This is a genomic window from Acinetobacter genomosp. 33YU, assembly GCF_001990725.1.
Classification (GTDB): Bacteria; Pseudomonadota; Gammaproteobacteria; order Pseudomonadales; family Moraxellaceae; genus Acinetobacter; species Acinetobacter seifertii.
In genome coordinates this window covers 403,474-424,521 of record NZ_LFZQ01000009.1, presented here as the reverse complement: position 1 = coordinate 424,521, position 21,048 = coordinate 403,474, and the positions used below count along the sequence as shown (strand labels likewise).

The window sequence follows — 21,048 nt, the reverse complement described above, 5'->3', positions numbered from 1 at the left end:
GCACATGTCTTGTTAGAGGATATGTGCTTTTTTTTATGCCTAATATAAAAATAAATTAATTTAATTCATAAGCTTATTCGTTTTTTTTAAAAAAATATGAGTCACCCTCTTCACGCCGGAAAATATTTGTGTAGTATATGGATGTATATACAAGTTAATACATTACTATACAAATGCAGAGACAAGTGAAGTTCTGCTGATGTAAGCTCAAAGGAAGGAGTCCGACTGTGACAACAACGACAACAAAATTTCGTGATGTAGAAATTCGTGCACCACGCGGCACTGAATTAACGGCTAAGAGTTGGTTAACTGAAGCCCCATTACGTATGTTGATGAATAACCTTGATCCGGACGTTGCAGAAAACCCGAAAGAGTTAGTTGTATACGGCGGTATTGGTCGTGCAGCACGAAACTGGGAATGTTTCGACAAAATTGTAGATACGCTAAAAAATCTTGAAACTGACGAAACTTTATTGGTTCAATCAGGCAAACCAGTTGGTGTGTTTAAAACTCATAAAGATGCACCACGCGTTTTAATTGCAAACTCAAACCTTGTACCGCACTGGGCAAACTGGGAACACTTTAACGAATTAGATGCAAAAGCACTCGCAATGTACGGTCAAATGACAGCAGGTTCATGGATCTACATTGGTAGCCAAGGCATTGTACAAGGTACTTACGAAACTTTCGTTGAAGCAGGCCGCCAACACTACAACGGTGATTTAAAAGGTCGTTGGGTGCTTACTGCTGGTTTAGGTGGTATGGGTGGTGCTCAGCCTCTAGCTGCAACACTTGCAGGTGCATGTTCTTTAAACATCGAATGCCAACAAGCAAGTATCGATTTCCGTTTACGTACCCGTTATGTAGACGAACAAGCAACTGATTTAGACGACGCTTTAGCGCGTATTGACCGCTATACAAAAGAAGGTAAAGCAATTTCAATTGCGCTTCATGGTAACGCTGCTGAAATTTTACCTGAGCTTGTTCGCCGTGGTGTACGTCCAGACATGGTGACTGACCAAACAAGTGCACACGATCCACTCAATGGCTACTTACCAGTAGGTTGGACTTGGGATGAATACCGTGAACGCGCGAAAACTGAACCAGAAGCTGTGGTAAAAGCTGCAAAACAGTCAATGGCGAAGCACGTACAAGCGATGCTTGATTTCCAAAAAATGGGTGTTCCAACATTTGACTATGGTAATAACATCCGTCAAATGGCGAAAGATGAAGGCGTAGCAAACGCTTTTGATTTCCCAGGCTTCGTACCTGCGTACATCCGTCCATTGTTCTGCCGTGGTATTGGTCCATTCCGTTGGGCAGCACTTTCTGGTGACCCAGAAGATATTTATAAAACAGATGCCAAAGTTAAAGAGTTAATTCCTGATGATGAGCATTTACATCACTGGTTAGACATGGCTCGTGAACGCATTAGCTTCCAAGGCTTACCAGCGCGTATTTGCTGGGTTGGTTTAGGTTTACGTGCAAAACTTGGTTTGGCATTTAACGAAATGGTTCGTAGCGGTGAATTGTCTGCACCAGTTGTGATTGGTCGTGACCATTTAGACTCAGGTTCGGTTGCAAGTCCAAACCGTGAAACTGAAGCAATGCAAGACGGCTCAGACGCAGTATCAGACTGGCCTTTATTAAATGCGTTGCTCAATACAGCAGGCGGCGCAACTTGGGTGTCTTTACATCACGGTGGTGGTGTAGGTATGGGCTTCTCTCAACACTCAGGCGTTGTGATTGTGTGTGATGGTACAGATGAAGCTGCTGCACGTATTGCTCGCGTATTGACCAATGACCCTGCAACAGGTGTTATGCGTCATGCCGATGCAGGTTATGAAATTGCGATTAACTGTGCGAAAGAGCAAGGCTTACACTTGCCAATGATCACGCAATAAAAATACATGGAAGAACTAGCGGTGCTTTTTGCAATTGTGAAAAGCACCGTCTCAGCAGAATATAGTGCAAAAAATTAGGAAGCCAACATGGAATTACTTATCCAACCGGGAAAACTGACCTTAGCCGATTTACGTCAAGCGTACCTCAACCCGATCAAAGTTAAATTGGATGAAAGTGCTTCATCTGCAATTGATGCAAGCGTGGCTTGCGTTGAGAAAATTGTAAATGAAGGGCGTACAGCTTACGGTATTAACACGGGCTTTGGCTTACTCGCGTCAACCAAAATCGCTCCTGAAGATTTAGAAAAGTTACAACGTTCATTGGTTCTTTCGCATGCAGCAGGTGTAGGTGAAGCACTTGATGATGCAATGGTTCGTTTAATTATTCTATTGAAAGCAAATAGTTTGGCGCGTGGTTTCTCTGGTATTCGTCGTAAAGTAATTGATGCTTTGTTGGCTTTAATTAATGCCGAAGTTTACCCACACATTCCACTAAAAGGTTCAGTAGGCGCTTCAGGTGACTTGGCACCACTTGCACACATGTCTTTAGTGTTACTTGGTGAAGGTAAGGCACGTTATAAGGGTGAATGGTTACCAGCCGTTGAAGCTTTAAAAGTTGCAGGTTTAGAACCTATTTCTTTAGCTGCTAAAGAAGGTTTGGCACTTTTAAACGGTACACAAGTGTCAACTGCTTATGCATTACGTGGCTTGTTTGAAGCTGAAGACTTGTTTGCAGCTGCAACAGTTTGTGGTGGCTTAAGTGTTGAAGCAATGCTTGGTTCACGTGCGCCATTCGATGCGCGTATTCATGAAGTACGCGGCCAACGTGGTCAAATTGATGTAGCTGCGGCTTATCGTGACCTTTTAACAGACTCAAGTGAAATTGCACATTCACATGAAGACTGTAGCAAAGTTCAAGACCCGTACTCTTTACGTTGCCAACCACAGGTGATGGGTGCATGTTTGACGCAAATCCGTCAGGCTGCTGAAGTATTAGAAATTGAAGCAAATGCTGTATCGGATAACCCGCTTGTTTTTGCTGAACAAGGTGACGTGATTTCTGGTGGTAACTTCCATGCAGAACCTGTTGCAATGGCGGCAGATAATTTAGCATTGGCGATCGCTGAAATTGGCTCACTGTCAGAACGTCGTATTTCGATGATGATGGACCGCCACATGTCACAGCTTCCACCATTCTTGGTTGCAAATGGCGGTGTTAACTCAGGCTTTATGATTGCACAAGTGACAGCTGCTGCACTTGCGAGCGATAATAAGGCATTAGCACATCCTGCAAGTGTTGATAGTTTACCAACTTCTGCCAATCAGGAAGACCACGTATCGATGGCTCCGAATGCCGGTAAGCGTCTTTGGTACATGGCTGACAACGTTCGTGGCATTTTAGCTGTTGAATGGTTAGGCGCTTGTCAGGGTTTAGACTTCCGTGAAGGTTTAAAAAGCTCGCCTAAACTTGAACAAGCTCGTAAAATCTTGCGCGATCAAGTTCCTTACTACAGCGAAGATCGTTTCTTTGCTCCGGATATCGAACAAGCTAGCGAATTGCTTGCGAGTGGTTGCCTAAACAAGTTACTCATTCCAAAACTGCTCCCTAGTTTATCTGAAGTGTGATTGATAAAACGGTCACATGGAGTGGCCGAATCCAACTAAATTTCCTCAAGGATTGGAGATTAAAATGTCACAAAACTCCACACTACAGCGGGGTTTAAACACCCGCCATATTCGTTTCTTGGCATTGGGCTCAGCAATTGGAACTGGGCTTTTCTATGGTTCGGCTACCGCCATCAAAATGGCAGGGCCTTCAGTATTACTTGCGTATATCGTTGCAGGGATTGCAATTTATATCGTTATGCGCGCACTGGGTGAAATGGCTGTCCATAACCCTGTCTCTGGCTCATTCAGCCACTATGCATCTCAGTACATTGGCCCATTGGCGGGTTTTACCACAGGATGGACTTACGTTTTTGAGATGGTGATTGTTGCAATTGCCGATGTCACTGCGTTTGGTATTTATATGGGGTTCTGGTATCCCGATGTACCGCGGTGGATTTGGATTTTGTCTCTCATTATGTTCCTAGGCGCAATTAACCTCATTCATGTAAAAGTCTTTGGTGAACTCGAATTTTGGCTTTCAATCGTCAAAGTCAGTGCCATTGTTGCCATGATTATCGGTGGTTTAGGCCTTATGTTTTATGGCTTCCATGTTGATCACAGCAATGTTGTACCGGGGCTTCAAAACCTATGGATTTATGATGGTTTCATGCCGCATGGTATTGCAGGTTTAGTGGCATGTTTATCTGTAGTCGTGTTTGCCTTTGGTGGTATCGAAATTATTGGTTTAACGGCAGGTGAGTCACAAGACCCAAAAACCACCTTACCAAAAGCAATTAATGCCGTTCCAGTCCGTATTTTACTATTCTATGTGTTGACTATTTTTGTACTGATGTCGATTTTCCCATGGAACCAGATTGGTAGCCAAGGTAGCCCGTTTGTACAAATTTTTGAAAACTTAGGCATTAAATCTGCTGCAAATATTTTAAACGTTGTGGTGGTAACCGCTGCAATTTCAGCAATTAACAGTGATGTATTTGGTGCAGGCCGTATGTTGTACGGTATGGCAAATCGTGGTCAAGCACCGCAAGTGTTCAAGAAACTTTCACGTAATGGTGTGCCTTGGATGACTGTTGTGGTTATGGCTGGCGTGCTGTTAATTGGTGTGGTACTGAACTACCTGATTCCTGAAAATGTATTTGTCATCATTGCATCAATTGCAACGTTTGCAACAGTTTGGGTATGGCTCATGATCTTGCTTTCGCAAGTGGCGATGCGCCGTAAATTATCTACTGCTGAAATTAAGGCACTGGATTTCCCTGTATTCGGATGGCCATATGCACCTGCTTTTGCAATCGGGTTTATGGTGTTCATTTTAGTGATGATGGGCTACTTCCCAGACTCGCGTCCTGCAATTTATGTAGGTGCGGCATGGCTTGCTCTGTTAACCATTGCGTATCGCATTTGGGTAAAGCCGGAGCAAAGCTTGGGAAAGGAAAGTGAGCCTGTCCAGCAAAACATAGAAATGGAAAGCTAACAAATCAACTGCCCAATGGTTTTACTGTTGGGCAGTTTCGAGGATAGGCTAATGAAAAAACTTTGGCAGAACTGCCATATTGCGACCATGCAAAATGGGCAATATTCTTATATCGAAGATGCTGCAATTGTTACCGAAGGGCATCTCATCCATTGGATTGGAAAACAACAACAACTTCCTGCCGACTCTTACTCCGAAACAGTTGACTTAAATGGTGCTTGGGTGACCCCAGGTTTGATCGACTGTCATACGCATAGTGTTTTTGGTGGCAACCGTAGCGTTGAGTTTGAAAAGCGCTTACAAGGCGTAAGTTATGCTGAAATTGCAGCAAGCGGTGGTGGTATTGCAAGTACAGTACGCGCAACCCGAGAAGCCAGCGAAGAACAATTACTTAAATCAGCCCTTAAGCGTATTCGCTGTATGCAGCAAGATGGTGTGACTACCATCGAAATTAAGTCTGGTTACGGACTCAATTATGAAAATGAACGCAAGATGTTGCGTGTGATCCGTCAAATTGGTGAAACTTTACCAATGACGGTCAAAAGCACCTGTTTAGCTGCTCATGCTTTACCGCCAGAATACAAAGATCAAAGCGATGCTTATATTGAGCATATCTGTACAGAAATGCTGCCTAAATTGCACGCTGAAGGTTTAGTCGATGCAGTAGATGCGTTCTGCGAGCATTTAGCCTTTTCACCTGCTCAGGTTGAACGTGTTTTTAAAACGGCACAATCATTGGGTCTACCCGTTAAGCTTCATGCTGAACAGCTCTCATCGCTAGGTGGCTCAAGCTTGGCAGCACGTTATCATGCTTTGTCGGCTGACCATTTAGAGTACATGACCGAAGATGATGTCAAAGCTATGGCAGAGTCGGGTACGGTTGCTGTGTTACTACCGGGTGCCTTTTACCTATTACGTGAAACACAATACCCACCGATTGAAAGCCTTATTAAGCATGGCGTGCGTATTGCGCTGTCGAGTGATTTAAATCCGGGTACATCTCCTGCACTTTCTGTACGTTTAATGCTGAATATGGGCAGTACGCTCTTCCGTTTAACGCCTGAGCAAGCATTAGCAGGTGTCACCATTCATGCGGCACAAGCGCTCGGTTTAGAGCAAACGCACGGCAGTTTAGAGCAGGGTAAAGTCGCTGACTTTGTGGCTTGGGATATTGAACATCCATCTGAAATTGTTTACTGGCTGGGCGGCGATTTGCCTAAGCGAGTCGTTCAGTATGGACAAGAAGTTATTTTTTAGACGGTGGCATATGAATCACACATTTAAATGGCAAGGCCGTCATGATGGCGATGGTGAAGCACATCAACGTATCCACCATATTATGAATAAAACCCAACATGCCGAATTTGCCCTGATTGGCTTTAGCTCTGATGAAGGCGTGAAACGTAACAAAGGCCGAGTTGGTGCTGCCGATGCGCCAGATGCGATTCGTACACAACTGGCTAACTTACCGATTCATCGCCCAGTGAGTCTGGTCGATTTGGGTACAGTGACTTGCGAATATGAGAATTTAGAGCAAGCACAAAACGAGTTAGCAGAACAAGTCGCAAACAGCCTGCAAAATGGTTTAAAGCCGATTGTGTTGGGCGGTGGACATGAAGTTGCATTTGGTAGCTTTAGTGGTCTGTTCCAATATGTACAAGCCCACGCGCCAGATAAAAAAATAGGCATTATTAATTTTGATGCCCATTTTGATTTGCGTGAAGCAGAGCATGCCACCTCTGGAACACCTTTTTTACAAGCAGCAAGGCTTTCAGAACAGCATCAAAAACAATTTAATTACTTATGTATTGGGGTTGCTAACCATGCCAATACTAAAGTTTTGTTTGATACGGCCGATGCGTTAAATTGTTCATATTTACGCGATCATGAGGTTAATATTTTTAACCTAAACAACGTGCTTGCAGCGGTAGATGCTTTTATTGCAAAAGTAGACTGTTTGTACGTTACGATTGATTTAGATGTATTCGCGGCTGCGGTTGCACCGGGGGTCAGTGCGCCAGCCGTAAAAGGAATTGATTTAGCCACTTTTGAAGCAATTTTTAAGCATATTCAAGAGACTGGCAAAATCAAACTTTTAGATATTGCCGAGTGCAATCCAAAATTTGATTTGGACAATCGAACAGCAAAACTGGCTGCCTATATTGTTTATCAATATTTGTTTTCTTGAGAAACAATTTTTAATGTAGAAATGAAAAAGTGCACTGAGATCGCTCATGTGCGCTTTTTTTGACTTTCTGGTAAATTAAAGTCAAATATGGAATATAGATAGCAACTATAAATAATTTAATTAAAAAGAAAATTAATTTATAAAATCATTAAGTTAAAAAAATACTCGATTTTTACACTATTTTATAGGCTGCTTGGCACGTAATTTGTTTTGTCTATATTTTAAACTTCGTTAAATATGTTTGGATAATTAAATGAAAAACAGAACCTTACATTTTGCTTGTATCAGTGTTTTATTTTGGATGTCTCATTCGTCTAATGCTACAACCCCCGAAATAAATACAAATACCACCGAAAAATCACAAGCTAAACAAAACAGTAATGTCTCTGTTCGGGTGAAAGCTTTAAATCAGCTTTTACAAGAACAATGGGAATATACTTTGAAAAATAATCCTGAAACTGCCACGACATTAGGCGATTTACGCTACAACGATCGATGGACCGAGTCTTCAAAAAATCAGATTGAGAAAGATAAAAAAACTACTCAAAATTTTTTAAAACGTTTTGAAGCGATTGATAGCACAGGGTTTTCAGCAACCGATCAATTAAATAAAGATTTAATGATTTATCAGTTGAAAGAGACACTTAAAAGTTATGATTTGAAATTGTATGAGATGCCTTTCAATCAAATGTGGGGCCTACATTTACAATTTCCGGGATTTATTAGTTCGATTCCCTTTGATAATGCTAAACAATATCAAGACTATATTGCTCGTTTAAAACAAATTCCTATTATTCTTGATCAAGGTATTCAGTTAGCGAAACAAGGGCAAAAAGACGGGTTGATGCCACCGAAATATTTAATTGAAAAGGTGGCAAAGCAAATTAATAGCATTGCAGCTCCAGCAGGGAAAGACAGTGTATTTGCTTCTCCATTAAAGCAATTTCCAAATAACATTTCGAAAGCAGAACAAGAGCGCTTAAGCCGTGAAATACTACAAGCCATAGATCAGAATGTTCGCCCCGCTTATCAAAAACTTGGAACGTTTATTCAGAAAGATTACTTACCTCATGGACGACAACATGAGGGTATATGGAGCTTGCCAAACGGTGACGAGCTTTATCGTTTTTATGTAGAAAATAATACGACCACACTAGAGAGCCCTGAAAATATTCATCAGCTCGGGTTAAAAGAAGTTGCTCGTATTGAAGCGGAAATGCTTAAAATTGCCAAAGCACAAGGGTTCAACGACTTAAAAAGTTTCCAACAATCCTTAAAAACAAATCCTGCGGTTTTCCCAAAATCTCGTGAAGAAATTTTAGAAATTTATCGCGGCTATATTGCCCAAATGCAACCAGAGTTGCCGAAGCTCTTTGGTTTATTACCCAAAAATAAAGTCGAAGTTTTACCTGTAGAGCAATATCGAGAAAAAGAAGCGGCAGGTGCCGAGTATCATCAAGGCACGCCTGATGGTTCACGCCCCGGACAGGTATATGTAAATACTGGCGACTTCTCTGAACGTTCCAAAATATCAATGGAAGCAACCGCTTACCATGAGGCAATTCCCGGCCACCATATGCAGATTGATATTGCCCAAAACCTGCCAAATTTGCCGATGTTCCGAAAGCAACCTAACCATACTGCCTATATAGAAGGATGGGCGCTTTATGCAGAACAATTGGGTAAAGACGTTGGTTTCTATAAAGACCCACTTTCAGACTATGGACGACTCTCGAGTGAGTTGTTCCGTGCTTGTCGTCTAGTGGTGGACACTGGTGTGCATTATAAAAAATGGACCCGTCAGCAAATGATTGATTTTATGCGTGAACACTCAGCTTTAGATGAACCTGATATTCAGGCAGAGGCAGACCGCTATATTGCTATTCCTGCCCAAGCATTGGCATACAAAATGGGCCAACTCAAAATTTTAGAGCTACGGGAGCTTGCGAAACAGGAGCTTGGAGATCGTTTTGATATTAAAGCCTTCCATGACATGATCTTAAATGCAGGAACACTGCCTTTAAATATACTCGATGCCCGTATTAAAAATTGGATAAAGGAACAAAAAGCGGCAGCGTAAAATAAAATTCAAAATTTAGGTCAGGTCCTCGTTGGGCCTGATTCAAAAATAGTTAGAAAACATAATATAATAATGAAAAATATGGTTTCTTTTAGAATTTTAAATTGGAAAAATAATGGACCAGAAGAATAACCCGATTGGAATGATTGATTCTGGTTTAGGTGGACTGTCTCTCTTTAAGCATATTCGGCAGGCGCTTCCGAATGAAGATATTATCTATTTTGCTGACTCGAAATATGTCCCGTATGGAGACAAAGAAAGCGACTGGATTGTTTCAAGAACCACGCATTTAATTTCAAATCTTATAAATGACGGGAATTGTAAAGCGATTGTGGTTGCTTGTAACACTATGACGGCTGTAGCGATTGAAACGATTAGAGCGCAAATTAATGTGCCACTTATTGCCATAGAACCCGCGGTAAAACCTGCTGTAGCCATCACACAAAGTAAGCATATTGCTGTCTTGGCAACTGCCACCACGGTAAAGGGCAAAAACTTAAAAAGTTTAATTGAAACGTATGCGCAAGATATTAAAGTGTCTTTGGTGCCGTGTATTGGTTTGGCTGAAAAAATTGAAACGGGTAAAGCACATACAGCGGAAGTTAAAGATTATTTAAAAAATATTTTGGCACCGTTGGTCGAGCAAAAAGTCGATACGATTATTTTAGGATGCACACATTATCCATTTGTCTCAGATACGATTCAGGAGATTGTAGGTCGTGACATTCAAATTATTGAGCCTTCGGAAGCTGTCACCGCGCAATTAATTCGGCAGCTCAATCAATATCATTTAAGTTCTGAAAGTCCAAATGAGGGGAACCATATTATTTGGACCAGTTCAGATCCGTTGGAAGTTGCGGATGTTAGTTTTTCTTTATTAGGAAAACATTTACCCGTAAAAGCTATAGAAAAGTAAACTCTAGAAAAGATGATAAGAGGTGTATGCTTATCATCTTATATATTTATATAAACTATTAAATTATTATTAACGATTAATCTATTTTATTAACTAAATATATATAACTCAATTTTATATTTTAAATTTAATTAAAAGCCATAAATGTAATAAAGAGGATAATATTATTTAAACATTAATTAAATTATTATATTTAAACTTTTTCATTAAAATAAATTGACGTTCTTTATTATACCGATTATTATCTCGTTGCTGGCCTACATTGCCAGACGGTTTTGACAGACCGTAAGTCCCCATAGCGGATTATAGTTCTACTATAAGTCGTTAGACCCTTGCGTCCCCTTTCTTTGCGGTAGGACGGAAGGGGGACGCCCCGTGCGTGCTGGTCTCTATGGGCACCAGTCTGTCAACCCTCTTTCGTTCTACCACCATAAATTAATTCGCGGTGATCTGGTGGTAGAACTCCATTTTTTAAGGAGTTGTCCATGCCATTATTTAAACTCATTTTCTCTTTTAATTAACTATTTTATTTATTTAAAAACATGGGTTTTTTGCGACCTGATTTTTTAAATTTATAAATTACTTCTATTTTAAAATTTTAATTATTTTATTTTCCTATATTTGTGGGAGGATTAATTATTATTTGAAAAATTATTTTAATATTTATTCGAATCATATTTTTATTTAAAGATATAAATAATCCTGAGAATAATATGAAACTTCATAAATTTATATTGGTTTTAAGCCTTTTGGTCGGTGCTTACAGTATTACAAATGATGATGCCAATGCTCAGCAGGAATTTAAAAGAATTTGCTTGTCAGGTGAACACATGCAAGCCAGTTGTAATTGTGTTTGCCAACAGCTCGCGCAAGTGTATTCACCTCAAACCGTACAACGTTTAAAACGCACCAGTTTGCAAAGTCCTGTTCTCCCACAGGACTTTGCCCCTAACTTGTTCAGCAGCATTCAACGCTGCGACAAAACTGAAATGGGCTAAGTTCGCTTAGCTCTTTTATCTCTGTGTCGCAATGATCTCTCAAACTTTAAATCAGCGCAAAAGTAAAAGTCCGTTGTGGCACGGAGGCCTAGGGGGAGAGTTCTTTATGTTCTGGTATGAACGCAATAAAAAAGCCCGATATGCGTTACATATCGGGCTTAATCAATCAGTTATTAAAGCAAGTGATGCCTTAATAATGATCTTTCTGAATTACTCTACAGTTACTGACTTCGCCAAGTTACGTGGCTGGTCAACGTCTGTACCACGTAATACAGCAACGTGATAAGACAACAACTGAACTGGTACGCTATAAATGATTGGAGCAAGCCATTCGTTTACTGCTGGAATATGCACAACGTGTTGACGGTCTTTTTCATTGATTCCGCTATTTTCATCAGCGAAAACGAATAATTCACCACCACGCGCCTGAACTTCTTCCATATTCGACTTAAGCTTATCAAGCATTTCGTCATTTGGCGCAAGAATCACGATTGGCATTTCGTTATCAACAAGAGCCAATGGGCCGTGTTTTAACTCACCAGCCGCATAACCTTCTGCGTGAATATATGAAATTTCTTTAAGCTTTAACGCACCTTCCAAAGCGATTGGATAGTGTGTGCCACGGCCTAAGAATAAACAGTGTTGTTTTTCAACGAACAATTCTGATAAACGTAAAATTTCATCGTTATTTTTAAGCGTATCAAGAATGACTTTCGGGCTGTGCCACAATTCACGAGCAATCTCTTCAATCATGACATTGCTAATACGCTGTTTTACTTGTCCAATTTTTAAGACGAGTAGCATAAGCGCAGCAAGCTGAGTCGTGAACGCTTTAGTTGATGCAACACCAATTTCAGGCCCAGCAAGGGTCAATAAGTGGTGATCAGTTTCACGTACCATTGAAGACGTAGCAACGTTACAGATAGTCAAAGTTTGAATATCGATATTGTTTGCTTTTGCACGCTTTTGAGTTTCACGTAATGCAGCTAAAGTATCGGCTGTTTCACCTGATTGAGAAATACAGATATAAAGCGTATTTTCAACAATTACAGGGGTGCGATAGCGGAATTCGCTTGCGATTTCAACTTGGCAAGGCACACCAATCAGTTGTTCAAACCAATATTTCGCAATCATGCCTGAGTGATAACTTGTACCACATGCAATAATTTGTACGCTTTGAACTTTGCTAAAGTCTGATTCAGCATTTTGCAAGAAGTCTTCGCGTAAGCTGTTGCCGTCAAGTGCTTGAGAAATCGTTTGTTTAATTGCTTCTGGTTGCTCATAAATCTCTTTGAGCATGTAGTGCTTGTATTCACCTTTTGAAGCATTGCTTACCGTTGCGTCAAGCTCTTTCACTGGACGTTCAACAAGTTCACCGTTTGCAAATACTTCAATTGAAGTACGAGTCAGGCGAGCAATATCACCTTCTTCTAAATACATAAAACGGTTAGTTACAGGTAAAAGCGCAAGTTGGTCTGAACTAATAAAGTTTTCACCAATACCTACACCAATCACAAGTGGTGAACCTTCGCGTACAGTGATTAACTCATCTGGGTAATCGCTATGGATAATACCCAGTGCGTATGCACCTTTAAGCTGAGGAACAACAGATTGTACAGCTTCAAGTAAGCTGTCAGTGCTTTTTAGTGCTTCTGCAACTAAGTGAGCGACAACTTCTGTATCTGTTTGAGAAGTAAATACATATCCTAGAGCTTGAAGGTCATCTTTAAGCTCTTGATAGTTTTCGATAATACCGTTGTGAACGACTGCCACTTTACCCGACATATGTGGGTGAGCATTATTTTCAGTTGGTTTACCATGTGTTGCCCAACGTGTATGAGCAATACCAACTACCCCAGTGAGCTGGTGTTCAGCAACTGCATCAGCAAGATTAATTACCTTACCTACACGACGCTCACGTAAAACTTCTTCATTATTCAGTACAGCAACGCCTGCTGAATCATAACCGCGATATTCAAGACGTTTTAAACCTTCGATTAAAATCTCAGTTACACAACGTTCTGCAACGCCTCCGACGATACCACACATAATTCAATCCTCTTATTTTTCACGCTTTTGGGGACGTTGATAATTTGCCTTAGAAATTTGTTGAGCACGTTCAAAGGAGAGACTTTGTTCAGCTACATCTTTCGTAATCACAGAACCCGCACCGACTGTTGCTCCATTTCCAATAGTCACAGGCGCAACCAGCGAGCTATTAGAACCGATAAACACTGCATCGCCAATAGTGGTTTTGTGTTTATTTGCACCATCATAATTGCAGGTAATTGTACCTGCCCCAATATTTGAGTCAGCACCGATCTCGGCATCACCTAAGTAGGTGAAATGGTTAGCTTTACTACCAAGACCAATGGTTGTGTTTTTGACTTCAACGAAGTTACCAATGTGGACTTCGTTCGCCAATTTGGCGCCCGGGCGTAAGCGTGCGAAAGGACCAATTTGAGTGTTTTCACCCACAATTGCACCATCAAAAACGCTATAAGCTTGAACTTTGGTTCCTGCTGCAATTTTTGTATTTTTCAAAATACAACCAGCACCGATTTCTACAAAGTCACCGAGTTCACAGTCACCTTCAATAATGACATTTACGTCAATACGAACATCGTGTCCAATTTTCACAGAACCACGTAAATCAAAACGGGCAGGGTCGGCAAAAGTTACGCCTTGTTGCATAAGTTCTTTTGCTTGCTGTTGCTGGAAATCACGTTCAAGTGCTGCAAGTTGTAAGCGGTCATTAACCCCTTCAACTTCAAAAGCAAGTTCTGGCTGAATAGAGGCAATTTCTAAACCATCTGCAACCGCCATCGCAACGATGTCAGTTAAATAGTATTCGCCTTGTGCATTTTCATTAGAAAGCTTAGGCAACCATTCATGAAGTTTTGCATTGCTTACACAGTAAATGCCTGTGTTGATTTCTTGAATTTGGCGCTGAGCATCAGTTGCATCTTTATGTTCAACAATCGCTTGAATTTTTCCGTTTTGGCGAACAATACGGCCATAACCTGTTGGGTTTTCGACATGTAAAGTAATCATGCCAATACCAGTTTGACTTGATGCTTCAACAAGTTGCTCTAGGGTTGTTTGACGGACTAAAGGAACGTCACCGTATAAAATTAATGAAATACCGTCTTTAGGAAGTACCGGTAAAGTCATTTGTACCGCATGACCTGTACCTAATTGTTCTGCTTGTTCAACCCATTGAATGTTTTCTTGTGCAAACGTCTGCTTTACGTGATCGCCGCCATGTCCATAAATGGTAATGATATTTTCTGCTAATAGTTGTTTTGCTGTCTTAATAACATGTCCTAGTAGCGGGCGACCAGCTAAAGGCTGTAGTACTTTAGGTAGTTGTGAACGCATTCGCGTTCCTTTGCCTGCAGCAAGGATAATGACGGTAGTTGACATGAGTAAACCTACTTAAATGGCGTTACGCCCCAGAAAGTAATAAATATGATGATACATAGTGCCGCCCAAAGCCCTGCAATGATGTCGTCCAGCATAATTCCGAAGCCGCCAGCAACTTTCTGGTCAGCCACACGGATTGGCCAAGGTTTCCAAACATCAAACAGGCGGAATAAGCAAAAACCAATTAGTGCCCATTGTAACGACATTATATTAAAAAATATTAAAGGCAGGAGAGTAATAGATTGACCTGCAAATTCGTCCCACACAATTCGACCATCATCGTGTACGTCTATAACCTTTGCTGTTTGACCGCAAATATAAATACCCACCAACGACATGATGATAATAGCGATTAAACTTAAGTTAAATCCGAGAGATAGCCAAATAGGAATGAAAAGTAAGGCAAAAGCAGAGCCAAAAGTACCCGGTGCTTTAGGGGCGAGACCAGATCCAAAACCAACCCCACAGAAAACGATGCAGCGGTTGAACCAAGACATGTTCTTAAAATGAATCGGCGGTTTATGCAAAGTGTTGGTATCCATGAATTTGCAACGGGTAATCTGAACCCAAATGCTCAAAAGTTAGTTTTGTTTGTTCAACGATCTGTCCAATCATTGTAATCTTAACGTCCAGTTGTTTTTGCAAAAGTTTTCCATAATTTTGCGGTGTTATTGTAAAACATAATTCGTAGTCATCACCACCTGCAAGAGCATATTGCCAACGTTGTTGTTCTTTTAATTGTTGCAATACTGGATCAACAGGTAATTTTTCTAAGGCAAGTCGTGCTCCAACCTTAGATGCTTTTAAAATATGTCCTAAATCTTGCGCTAAACCATCTGAAACATCAATCATGCTAGAGGCAAGTCCTTTAAGCTCTTGCCCAAGCTGACAACGTGGTGTCGGATAATCGAGTCTTTGCTGCAGCGGATGTCCCAAGTGTTGAAGACCGTAAGCTGCATCACCCACCTGACCACTTACACAAACATAATCACCGACTTTTGCGCCTGAACGTAACACGGCTTTGCCGGTTTCTATCCAGCCCATTGCGGTAACGGTAATGGTGAGATGAGGACCTTGGGTGGTATCTCCACCAATGAGGGCAACACCAAACTGATTACAACAGTCGTAGATTCCCTGACTAAAACCTTCAAGCCACTCATGGTCAACTTGAGGTAAGCTGATTGCAAGTAAAATACTATGGGGTTTAGCACCCATTGCAGCAATATCTGAAAGATTTACAGCAACGCTTTTCCAACCAATAGCATGAGCAGAGGTGTCTAGAGGGAAATGACGGCCAGCAACCAGTGTATCTGCACAGATCACTAATTGTTGATTTGGAGGGGGAGTAATTAAGGCTGAGTCATCACCGATACCAAGTGCGACATCTGAATTTGATTGTCGATTAAAATATTGGTCAATAATTGAAAACTCAGCCATAGAACATCAAGCCTATTAATCTGCTTGCTGTTTTTCTGCGCTACGCAGTGTCGAACTCAGACGGTCTAATACACCATTGATGTACTTATGACTGTCTGCTCCGCCAAAATGCTTAGCGAGCTCGATTGCTTCATCAAGTACCACACGGTATGGAATTTCTAAATGATCACGTAACTCGTAAGCACCTAAACGTAAAGTCGCAAGTTCCACGCCATCAAGTGCACTAAGTTCCCGGTCAAGTACCGGAATAAGTAATGCATCAAGTTCTTCACGTTGAGCAATGACTTGAGTCAGTAGTTCGTGATAATAGCCTAAGTCGACCTTGTGCATTGCATTTTCCGCACGTGTACGTGCTTCAATTTCATGTACAGGGTTGTGACTCATTTGCCACTCATAAATACCTTGTACAGCAAAACGACGTGCTTTGCGTTTTGCTGCATAAGCGGCTTGCAGTGTTTGAGACATGCTTTAAATTGCCTTTAATAAATTAACCATTTCAATTGCAGTTAAAGCAGCTTCGCTACCTTTGTTTCCTGCTTTTGTACCTGAGCGTTCGATTGCTTGCTCGATGCTGTCAGTAGTTAATACACCATTGATAACAGGCAAGCTGCTTTCTAACGCAACTACACCTAAACCTTTCGCACATTCACCAGCAACAAAGTCAAAGTGTGGTGTGCTGCCACGAATTACTGCACCAAGTGCAATAATCGCATCAAACTGGTTTGATGTAGCTAATTTTTTAGCAACGATCGGGAGTTCCCATGCGCCAGGAGCATGAATAACAGTAATGTTATCTTCATTTACGCCATGACGTTTTAATGTGTCGATCGCGCCTTCTAATAAGTGTTCAACAACAAAGCTGTTAAAACGACCCACTAAAATCGCATAACGACCTTCGCTTGCGAGATGTAATAAACCTTCAATACGGCGAATTGCCATAGCAACCTCGATTATTTCGTTGTGATTTGATCAGCAGTGATATATTCCACTACTTCTAAATTAAAGCCAGATAAAGCATTGAAACGTAATGGTGAGCTAAGAAGCTTCATTTTTTCAACACCTAAATCACGCAAAATTTGAGCACCGACACCAATCGTTTGATATTGATGTGAAAGTGCTGCATTGGATTTCACCGGTTTGGGCTTATTTAAATCATCCAACGCTGGTCCCAAGTCTTGCAAATGATCTTGGCCGATCCATACTAAAACACCGCGATCACTCGCTGCAATTGTCTGTAGTGCACGGTCTAGATTCCACGCAGGTTCACCATCAGCTTTATTGAGCTTAAGCAAATCGCGAATTGGACTGAAACCATGAACACGTACTGTTGTAACACCTTCTTTTGGCTCGCCTTTAACCAAAGCCAAATGAATGTCCGGATTACCAATCTCACGATAACGGTAAAGTTCAAATGCACCATATTCAGTTTGAATGGTTTTTTGATCCAAACGTTCAACCGTTTGCTCATTGGTCATACGGTAGTGAATTAGGTCGGCAATTGTACCAATTTTTAGACCATGCTTCTCAGCAAAAATTTCTAAATCTGCACGACGTGCCATTGTGCCATCTTCATTGATGATTTCACAAATGACTGAAGCTGGTTCAAAGCCCGCTAAACGTGTTAAATCACAGCCTGCTTCGGTATGGCCTGCACGGTGTAAAACACCACCTGGTTGAGCCATGAGTGGGAAAATATGACCCGGCTGTACGATATCGCTTGGTTTTGCATGCGCTGCGACAGCTGTTTGAATTGTATGCGCACGCTCTGCTGCTGAAATACCTGTTGTAATACCTTCGGCAGCTTCGATTGATAACGTAAAGTTTGTGCTGTGCTGAGCGCCGTTTTGATCAACCATCAAAGGTAGATTTAACTGTTTACAGCGCTCACGGCTTAACGTTAGGCAAACTAGACCACGTGCATGGGTAATCATGAAGTTGATATCTTCAGGACGCACATGCGTTGCTGCCATGACAAGATCACCTTCATTTTCGCGATCTTCGTCATCCATCAAAATAACCATTTTGCCTGCACGAATATCGGCGACAAGATCTTCAACACGACTCAGCGGCATTCGCTTTCACCTTTTTTTGTCGTAAGACAATTTCTATTTAATAAATTTTGCATAGTTTACGCTGTTTAAAGAATTTTGCCTATGATTCTGATTTATCCAAATTTACATCTCAACATAATAGATCTGGATTTACTTATCTCAATAAAGCATAAGAAAATAAAATTCTTGATTATAAATACCATGAATCTAAATAAAAAAACCTAGCCTTTAGGCTAGGTTTGAATGCGCACAATGACTTTTAAGATGCTGCACTGCTCGGGCTATCATTTTGTGGAATTGATTTTTTGCCCATCAAAATTTCAGTTCGAATATTTTGGGCAAGCTCTGCACATTCAGCATTCATACCATTAATCATAAATGCATGACGAGTCATAATATTGCTCGGGTTTGGCATTGCAACAAGCTGATAACTGTCTTGAATTGCTTTAAGCTGATCATTATCTAGATAAAGCGCAGACTCTTTTGCATGTAGATGTTGTGCTAAACGCTGAGCTGCTTCTTTGGCATCAATTTGCATTGCTTCTACGGCATGACACACAGCACTACGCGTTTGCAGTGCAAAGCGTTTATCTTCACGGTAACGTTTATATAAAACGTCTGATAGTAATTGGAACACTGTTCCCACCATAAGCAGGCATTCTACCGCGTGTGAATGTGAGGTTGAGATTGCGAGTGTTGCACCTTCTGCATGAAACTCATCTACGACCTCAATATCTGTAGTCTTTAAATGATAATGCTTTGTGCATAGCTCGATACTTTTATTTAAGAAGAGCTGGCAAAGTTTAAAATAAGGTATAGAAACAGACTGGTTAACACTACTTAATAACTGTTTAGGATCATAAAACTGAATATTGAGTGCCAAAATATCTTGGTTTGTAGATTCTGTGCTTTTTTCTGGTTGTGGGCGAACAAGTGGTTTCGCTTTAGCTTGTTGCTGAGCCTGCGCAACCAAAGTTACTGTATTTTGTTTTTCAAGCGCGAGAGCTTGTGTTAACTCTTGAATCTCATGTTTTAAACGATTTTCTTCGTTAATACGTGCTAGGTATTCACTACGGGTTGGACGAGCGATGGCACGATAAGCAAGCCATAATAAAACATGTAAGAATAACGAAGCTAAAATCGCCAGCCATTGGGTACGAAGGATTTCGCCAATACTTGGTTGAATAAGCGTAATTTCAATAGAACCGACTTTCTTCTCGTTTTGAAGAGCATCACGAACAAAAACTTCACCTTCGCGAGTTTTTGACATGCCGCTTGTCGCTAGGACTTGTTTATTGGCATCAAGAATGCGAATAGATGCCACACTTGGATTGGTCGCATAGCGATTGGCAATAAGAGCCAAAGATACCGTATTGGCAGGTTCAAGCTCAGATAAGCTGTCTGCTACGAGTTGGCTGGTCATGAGCTGACCTTGGCTCGCACGGTTTTCATTGAGCTGGTGTGTCGTTGCAATCACCAATAAAAAGGTATGCAATGCAAAACTAATGATCAGTAGGCTAGCAAATAGCCCTTGTCTAGGCGCAATCAAGTTAAACTTCCAAGGCAATTATATTGAAATTCGATTATGATTCTTACAATAGTTGTCACTCAGACTAGAGTCAATTCATGCGAGAAATCATTCTTATATCCTTTTTAGGACCGGACCAACCAAACCAGTTTACCCGATTAATGCAAGTACTATCCGTACATTCATTGCAAATACTGGATGTAGGTCAGGCCGTTATTCATAATCAACTGACATTGGGCATCGTGGTCGCTTCAGATAATGAAACTGCGACAGCGTTGGCAATGAAAGAGATTTTGATTTTAGCACATGATATTGGCTTAACAGTGCGCTTTAAACCAATCTCGGGCGCAGAATACGATCAATGGGTAAGTGAAGGTGGGCGAACTCGTTATATCGTCACGGCTTTGGCACCAGAGCTTACTGCTGCACACTTACAAGCCGTTACACAAATTGTGTCTAGCCAAGGCTTTAACATCGAAACTGTAACCCGTTTATCAGGTCGGGTAGACATTGAAAAGGACAGTACATTGCCTCGTCGCGCTTGTGTACAGTTCGGTTTAAGCAGTGGTCCAACTTTAGATGCACAAGCAATGCGTGCTGCATGTTTACTTCTTTCAAGCGAATTAAATATTGATGTTGCTGTTCAAGAAGACAACGCTTATCGACGTAACCGCCGTTTAGTGTGCTTCGATATGGACTCAACCTTAATTGAGCAAGAAGTGATTGATGAATTGGCGATTGAAGCAGGGGTAGGCGCACAAGTTGCTGAAATTACTGAAAGAGCAATGCAAGGCGAACTTGATTTCCAACAAAGCTTCCGCGCACGCGTTGCTTTATTAAAAGGTCTGGATGCTGCTGTTTTACCTAAAATTGCTGAGCGTTTAACCATTACCGAAGGTGCAGAACGCCTCATTTCAACGTTAAAAGCACTTGGATATAAAACGGCTATTTTATCTGGTGGTTTCCAATACTTTGCTGAATATTTACAAGGTAAATTAGGTATTGATGAAGTTCATGCCAACGTTTTAGACGTACAAGATGGCGTTGTAACTGGTGAAGTAAAAGGTGTAATTGTTGATGGCGCACGTAAAGCTGAATTATTACGTGAGCTTGCCAACAAACTTGATATTTCATTAGAGCAGGCAATGGCTGTTGGTGATGGCGCAAATGATTTACCAATGCTTGCGATTGCCGGACTTGGCGTAGCGTATCGTGCTAAACCGCTTGTTCGCCAAAATGCGAATCAGGCGATTTCAAGCGTTGGTTTAGATGGTGTACTGTATTTACTCGGTATGCATGACAAAGATTTGAACCGTGCTTAAATAATACTGAACAATCATTAAGCGCTGCTCAAGAGTAGCGCTTTTTTTATGCAGAATAGTCATAAAAACAAGCAAGTTATGACAAAATTATGCAC

At 41.2% G+C, this 21,048-nt stretch carries 16 protein-coding genes and 1 pseudogene; 9 read left to right on the top strand and 8 right to left on the bottom strand.

The window, feature by feature from the left end:
• Positions 1 to 227: 227 nt before the first annotated feature.
• The 8 genes and pseudogenes from hutU to AC056_RS12310 all read left to right on the top strand — a co-directional run bounded on the left by hutU (position 228) and on the right by AC056_RS12310 (position 11,199).
• Positions 228 to 1,904, top strand: a complete 1,677-nt coding sequence (gene hutU, locus AC056_RS12345) for a urocanate hydratase (protein WP_002054061.1) — start codon at positions 228 to 230, stop codon at positions 1,902 to 1,904.
• A gap of 87 nt (positions 1,905 to 1,991) precedes the next feature.
• A complete protein-coding gene (hutH, locus tag AC056_RS12340; protein ID WP_004704779.1) occupies positions 1,992 to 3,530 on the top strand; it encodes a histidine ammonia-lyase in 1,539 nt (512 codons plus the stop codon).
• Positions 3,531 to 3,594: 64 nt separating this feature from the next.
• The gene (locus tag AC056_RS12335) at positions 3,595 to 5,007 is read left to right on the top strand and encodes an amino acid permease (protein WP_004704780.1); all 1,413 of its coding nucleotides are present in this window, start codon (positions 3,595 to 3,597) and stop codon (positions 5,005 to 5,007) included.
• A 51-nt stretch (positions 5,008 to 5,058) separates the two neighbouring features.
• Positions 5,059 to 6,264 (top strand): imidazolonepropionase, encoded by a 1,206-nt coding sequence (gene hutI / locus AC056_RS12330; protein ID WP_077163757.1) that lies wholly within the window; start codon positions 5,059 to 5,061, stop codon positions 6,262 to 6,264.
• Positions 6,265 to 6,274: 10 nt separating this feature from the next.
• Positions 6,275 to 7,195 carry a formimidoylglutamase gene (gene hutG / locus AC056_RS12325; protein ID WP_077163756.1) on the top strand — a complete coding sequence of 307 codons (921 nt, stop codon included), beginning with the start codon at positions 6,275 to 6,277 and terminating at the stop codon, positions 7,193 to 7,195.
• Between the two features lie 253 nt (positions 7,196 to 7,448).
• Positions 7,449 to 9,275 carry a DUF885 domain-containing protein gene (locus tag AC056_RS12320; protein WP_077163755.1) on the top strand — a complete coding sequence of 609 codons (1,827 nt, stop codon included), beginning with the start codon at positions 7,449 to 7,451 and terminating at the stop codon, positions 9,273 to 9,275.
• A 115-nt stretch (positions 9,276 to 9,390) separates the two neighbouring features.
• On the top strand, positions 9,391 to 10,191 hold the full coding sequence (gene murI, locus AC056_RS12315) for a glutamate racemase (RefSeq protein WP_077163754.1): 801 nt from the start codon (positions 9,391 to 9,393) through the stop codon (positions 10,189 to 10,191).
• A 713-nt stretch (positions 10,192 to 10,904) separates the two neighbouring features.
• Positions 10,905 to 11,199: pseudogene (locus AC056_RS12310) on the top strand (hypothetical protein).
• A gap of 200 nt (positions 11,200 to 11,399) precedes the next feature.
• Here AC056_RS12310 and glmS read toward each other — a convergent pair.
• From glmS to AC056_RS12270, 8 genes are all read right to left on the bottom strand, one after another.
• A complete protein-coding gene (glmS, locus tag AC056_RS12305; RefSeq protein ID WP_077163753.1) occupies positions 11,400 to 13,238 on the bottom strand; it encodes a glutamine--fructose-6-phosphate transaminase (isomerizing) in 1,839 nt (612 codons plus the stop codon).
• A 12-nt stretch (positions 13,239 to 13,250) separates the two neighbouring features.
• Positions 13,251 to 14,615, bottom strand: coding sequence for a bifunctional UDP-N-acetylglucosamine diphosphorylase/glucosamine-1-phosphate N-acetyltransferase GlmU (gene glmU / locus AC056_RS12300; protein ID WP_077163752.1), 1,365 nt, complete (start codon positions 14,613 to 14,615; stop codon positions 13,251 to 13,253).
• A gap of 8 nt (positions 14,616 to 14,623) precedes the next feature.
• Complete coding sequence (locus AC056_RS12295; RefSeq protein WP_000380679.1) at positions 14,624 to 15,157, bottom strand: phosphatidylglycerophosphatase A; 534 nt, start codon at positions 15,155 to 15,157, stop codon at positions 14,624 to 14,626.
• Positions 15,135 to 16,052 carry a thiamine-phosphate kinase gene (gene thiL / locus AC056_RS12290; RefSeq protein WP_019458574.1) on the bottom strand — a complete coding sequence of 306 codons (918 nt, stop codon included), beginning with the start codon at positions 16,050 to 16,052 and terminating at the stop codon, positions 15,135 to 15,137. Before thiL ends, AC056_RS12295 begins: the two co-directional genes overlap by 23 nt.
• 15 nt (positions 16,053 to 16,067) lie before the next feature.
• Positions 16,068 to 16,517, bottom strand: a complete 450-nt coding sequence (gene nusB, locus AC056_RS12285; protein ID WP_004704812.1) for a transcription antitermination factor NusB — start codon at positions 16,515 to 16,517, stop codon at positions 16,068 to 16,070.
• A 3-nt stretch (positions 16,518 to 16,520) separates the two neighbouring features.
• Positions 16,521 to 16,991, bottom strand: coding sequence for a 6,7-dimethyl-8-ribityllumazine synthase (ribE, locus tag AC056_RS12280; protein ID WP_001007829.1), 471 nt, complete (start codon positions 16,989 to 16,991; stop codon positions 16,521 to 16,523).
• An 11-nt stretch (positions 16,992 to 17,002) separates the two neighbouring features.
• Positions 17,003 to 18,124, bottom strand: a complete 1,122-nt coding sequence (gene ribBA / locus AC056_RS12275) for a bifunctional 3,4-dihydroxy-2-butanone-4-phosphate synthase/GTP cyclohydrolase II (RefSeq protein ID WP_039252405.1) — start codon at positions 18,122 to 18,124, stop codon at positions 17,003 to 17,005.
• Between the two features lie 238 nt (positions 18,125 to 18,362).
• On the bottom strand, positions 18,363 to 19,670 hold the full coding sequence (locus AC056_RS12270; protein WP_077163751.1) for a hypothetical protein: 1,308 nt from the start codon (positions 19,668 to 19,670) through the stop codon (positions 18,363 to 18,365).
• 59 nt (positions 19,671 to 19,729) lie between these two features.
• Here AC056_RS12270 and serB point away from each other — a divergent pair, with 59 nt between their 5' ends.
• Entirely contained in the window at positions 19,730 to 20,953 is a 1,224-nt protein-coding gene (gene serB / locus AC056_RS12265; RefSeq protein ID WP_004704817.1) for a phosphoserine phosphatase SerB, read from the top strand.
• Positions 20,954 to 21,048 lie beyond the last annotated feature (95 nt).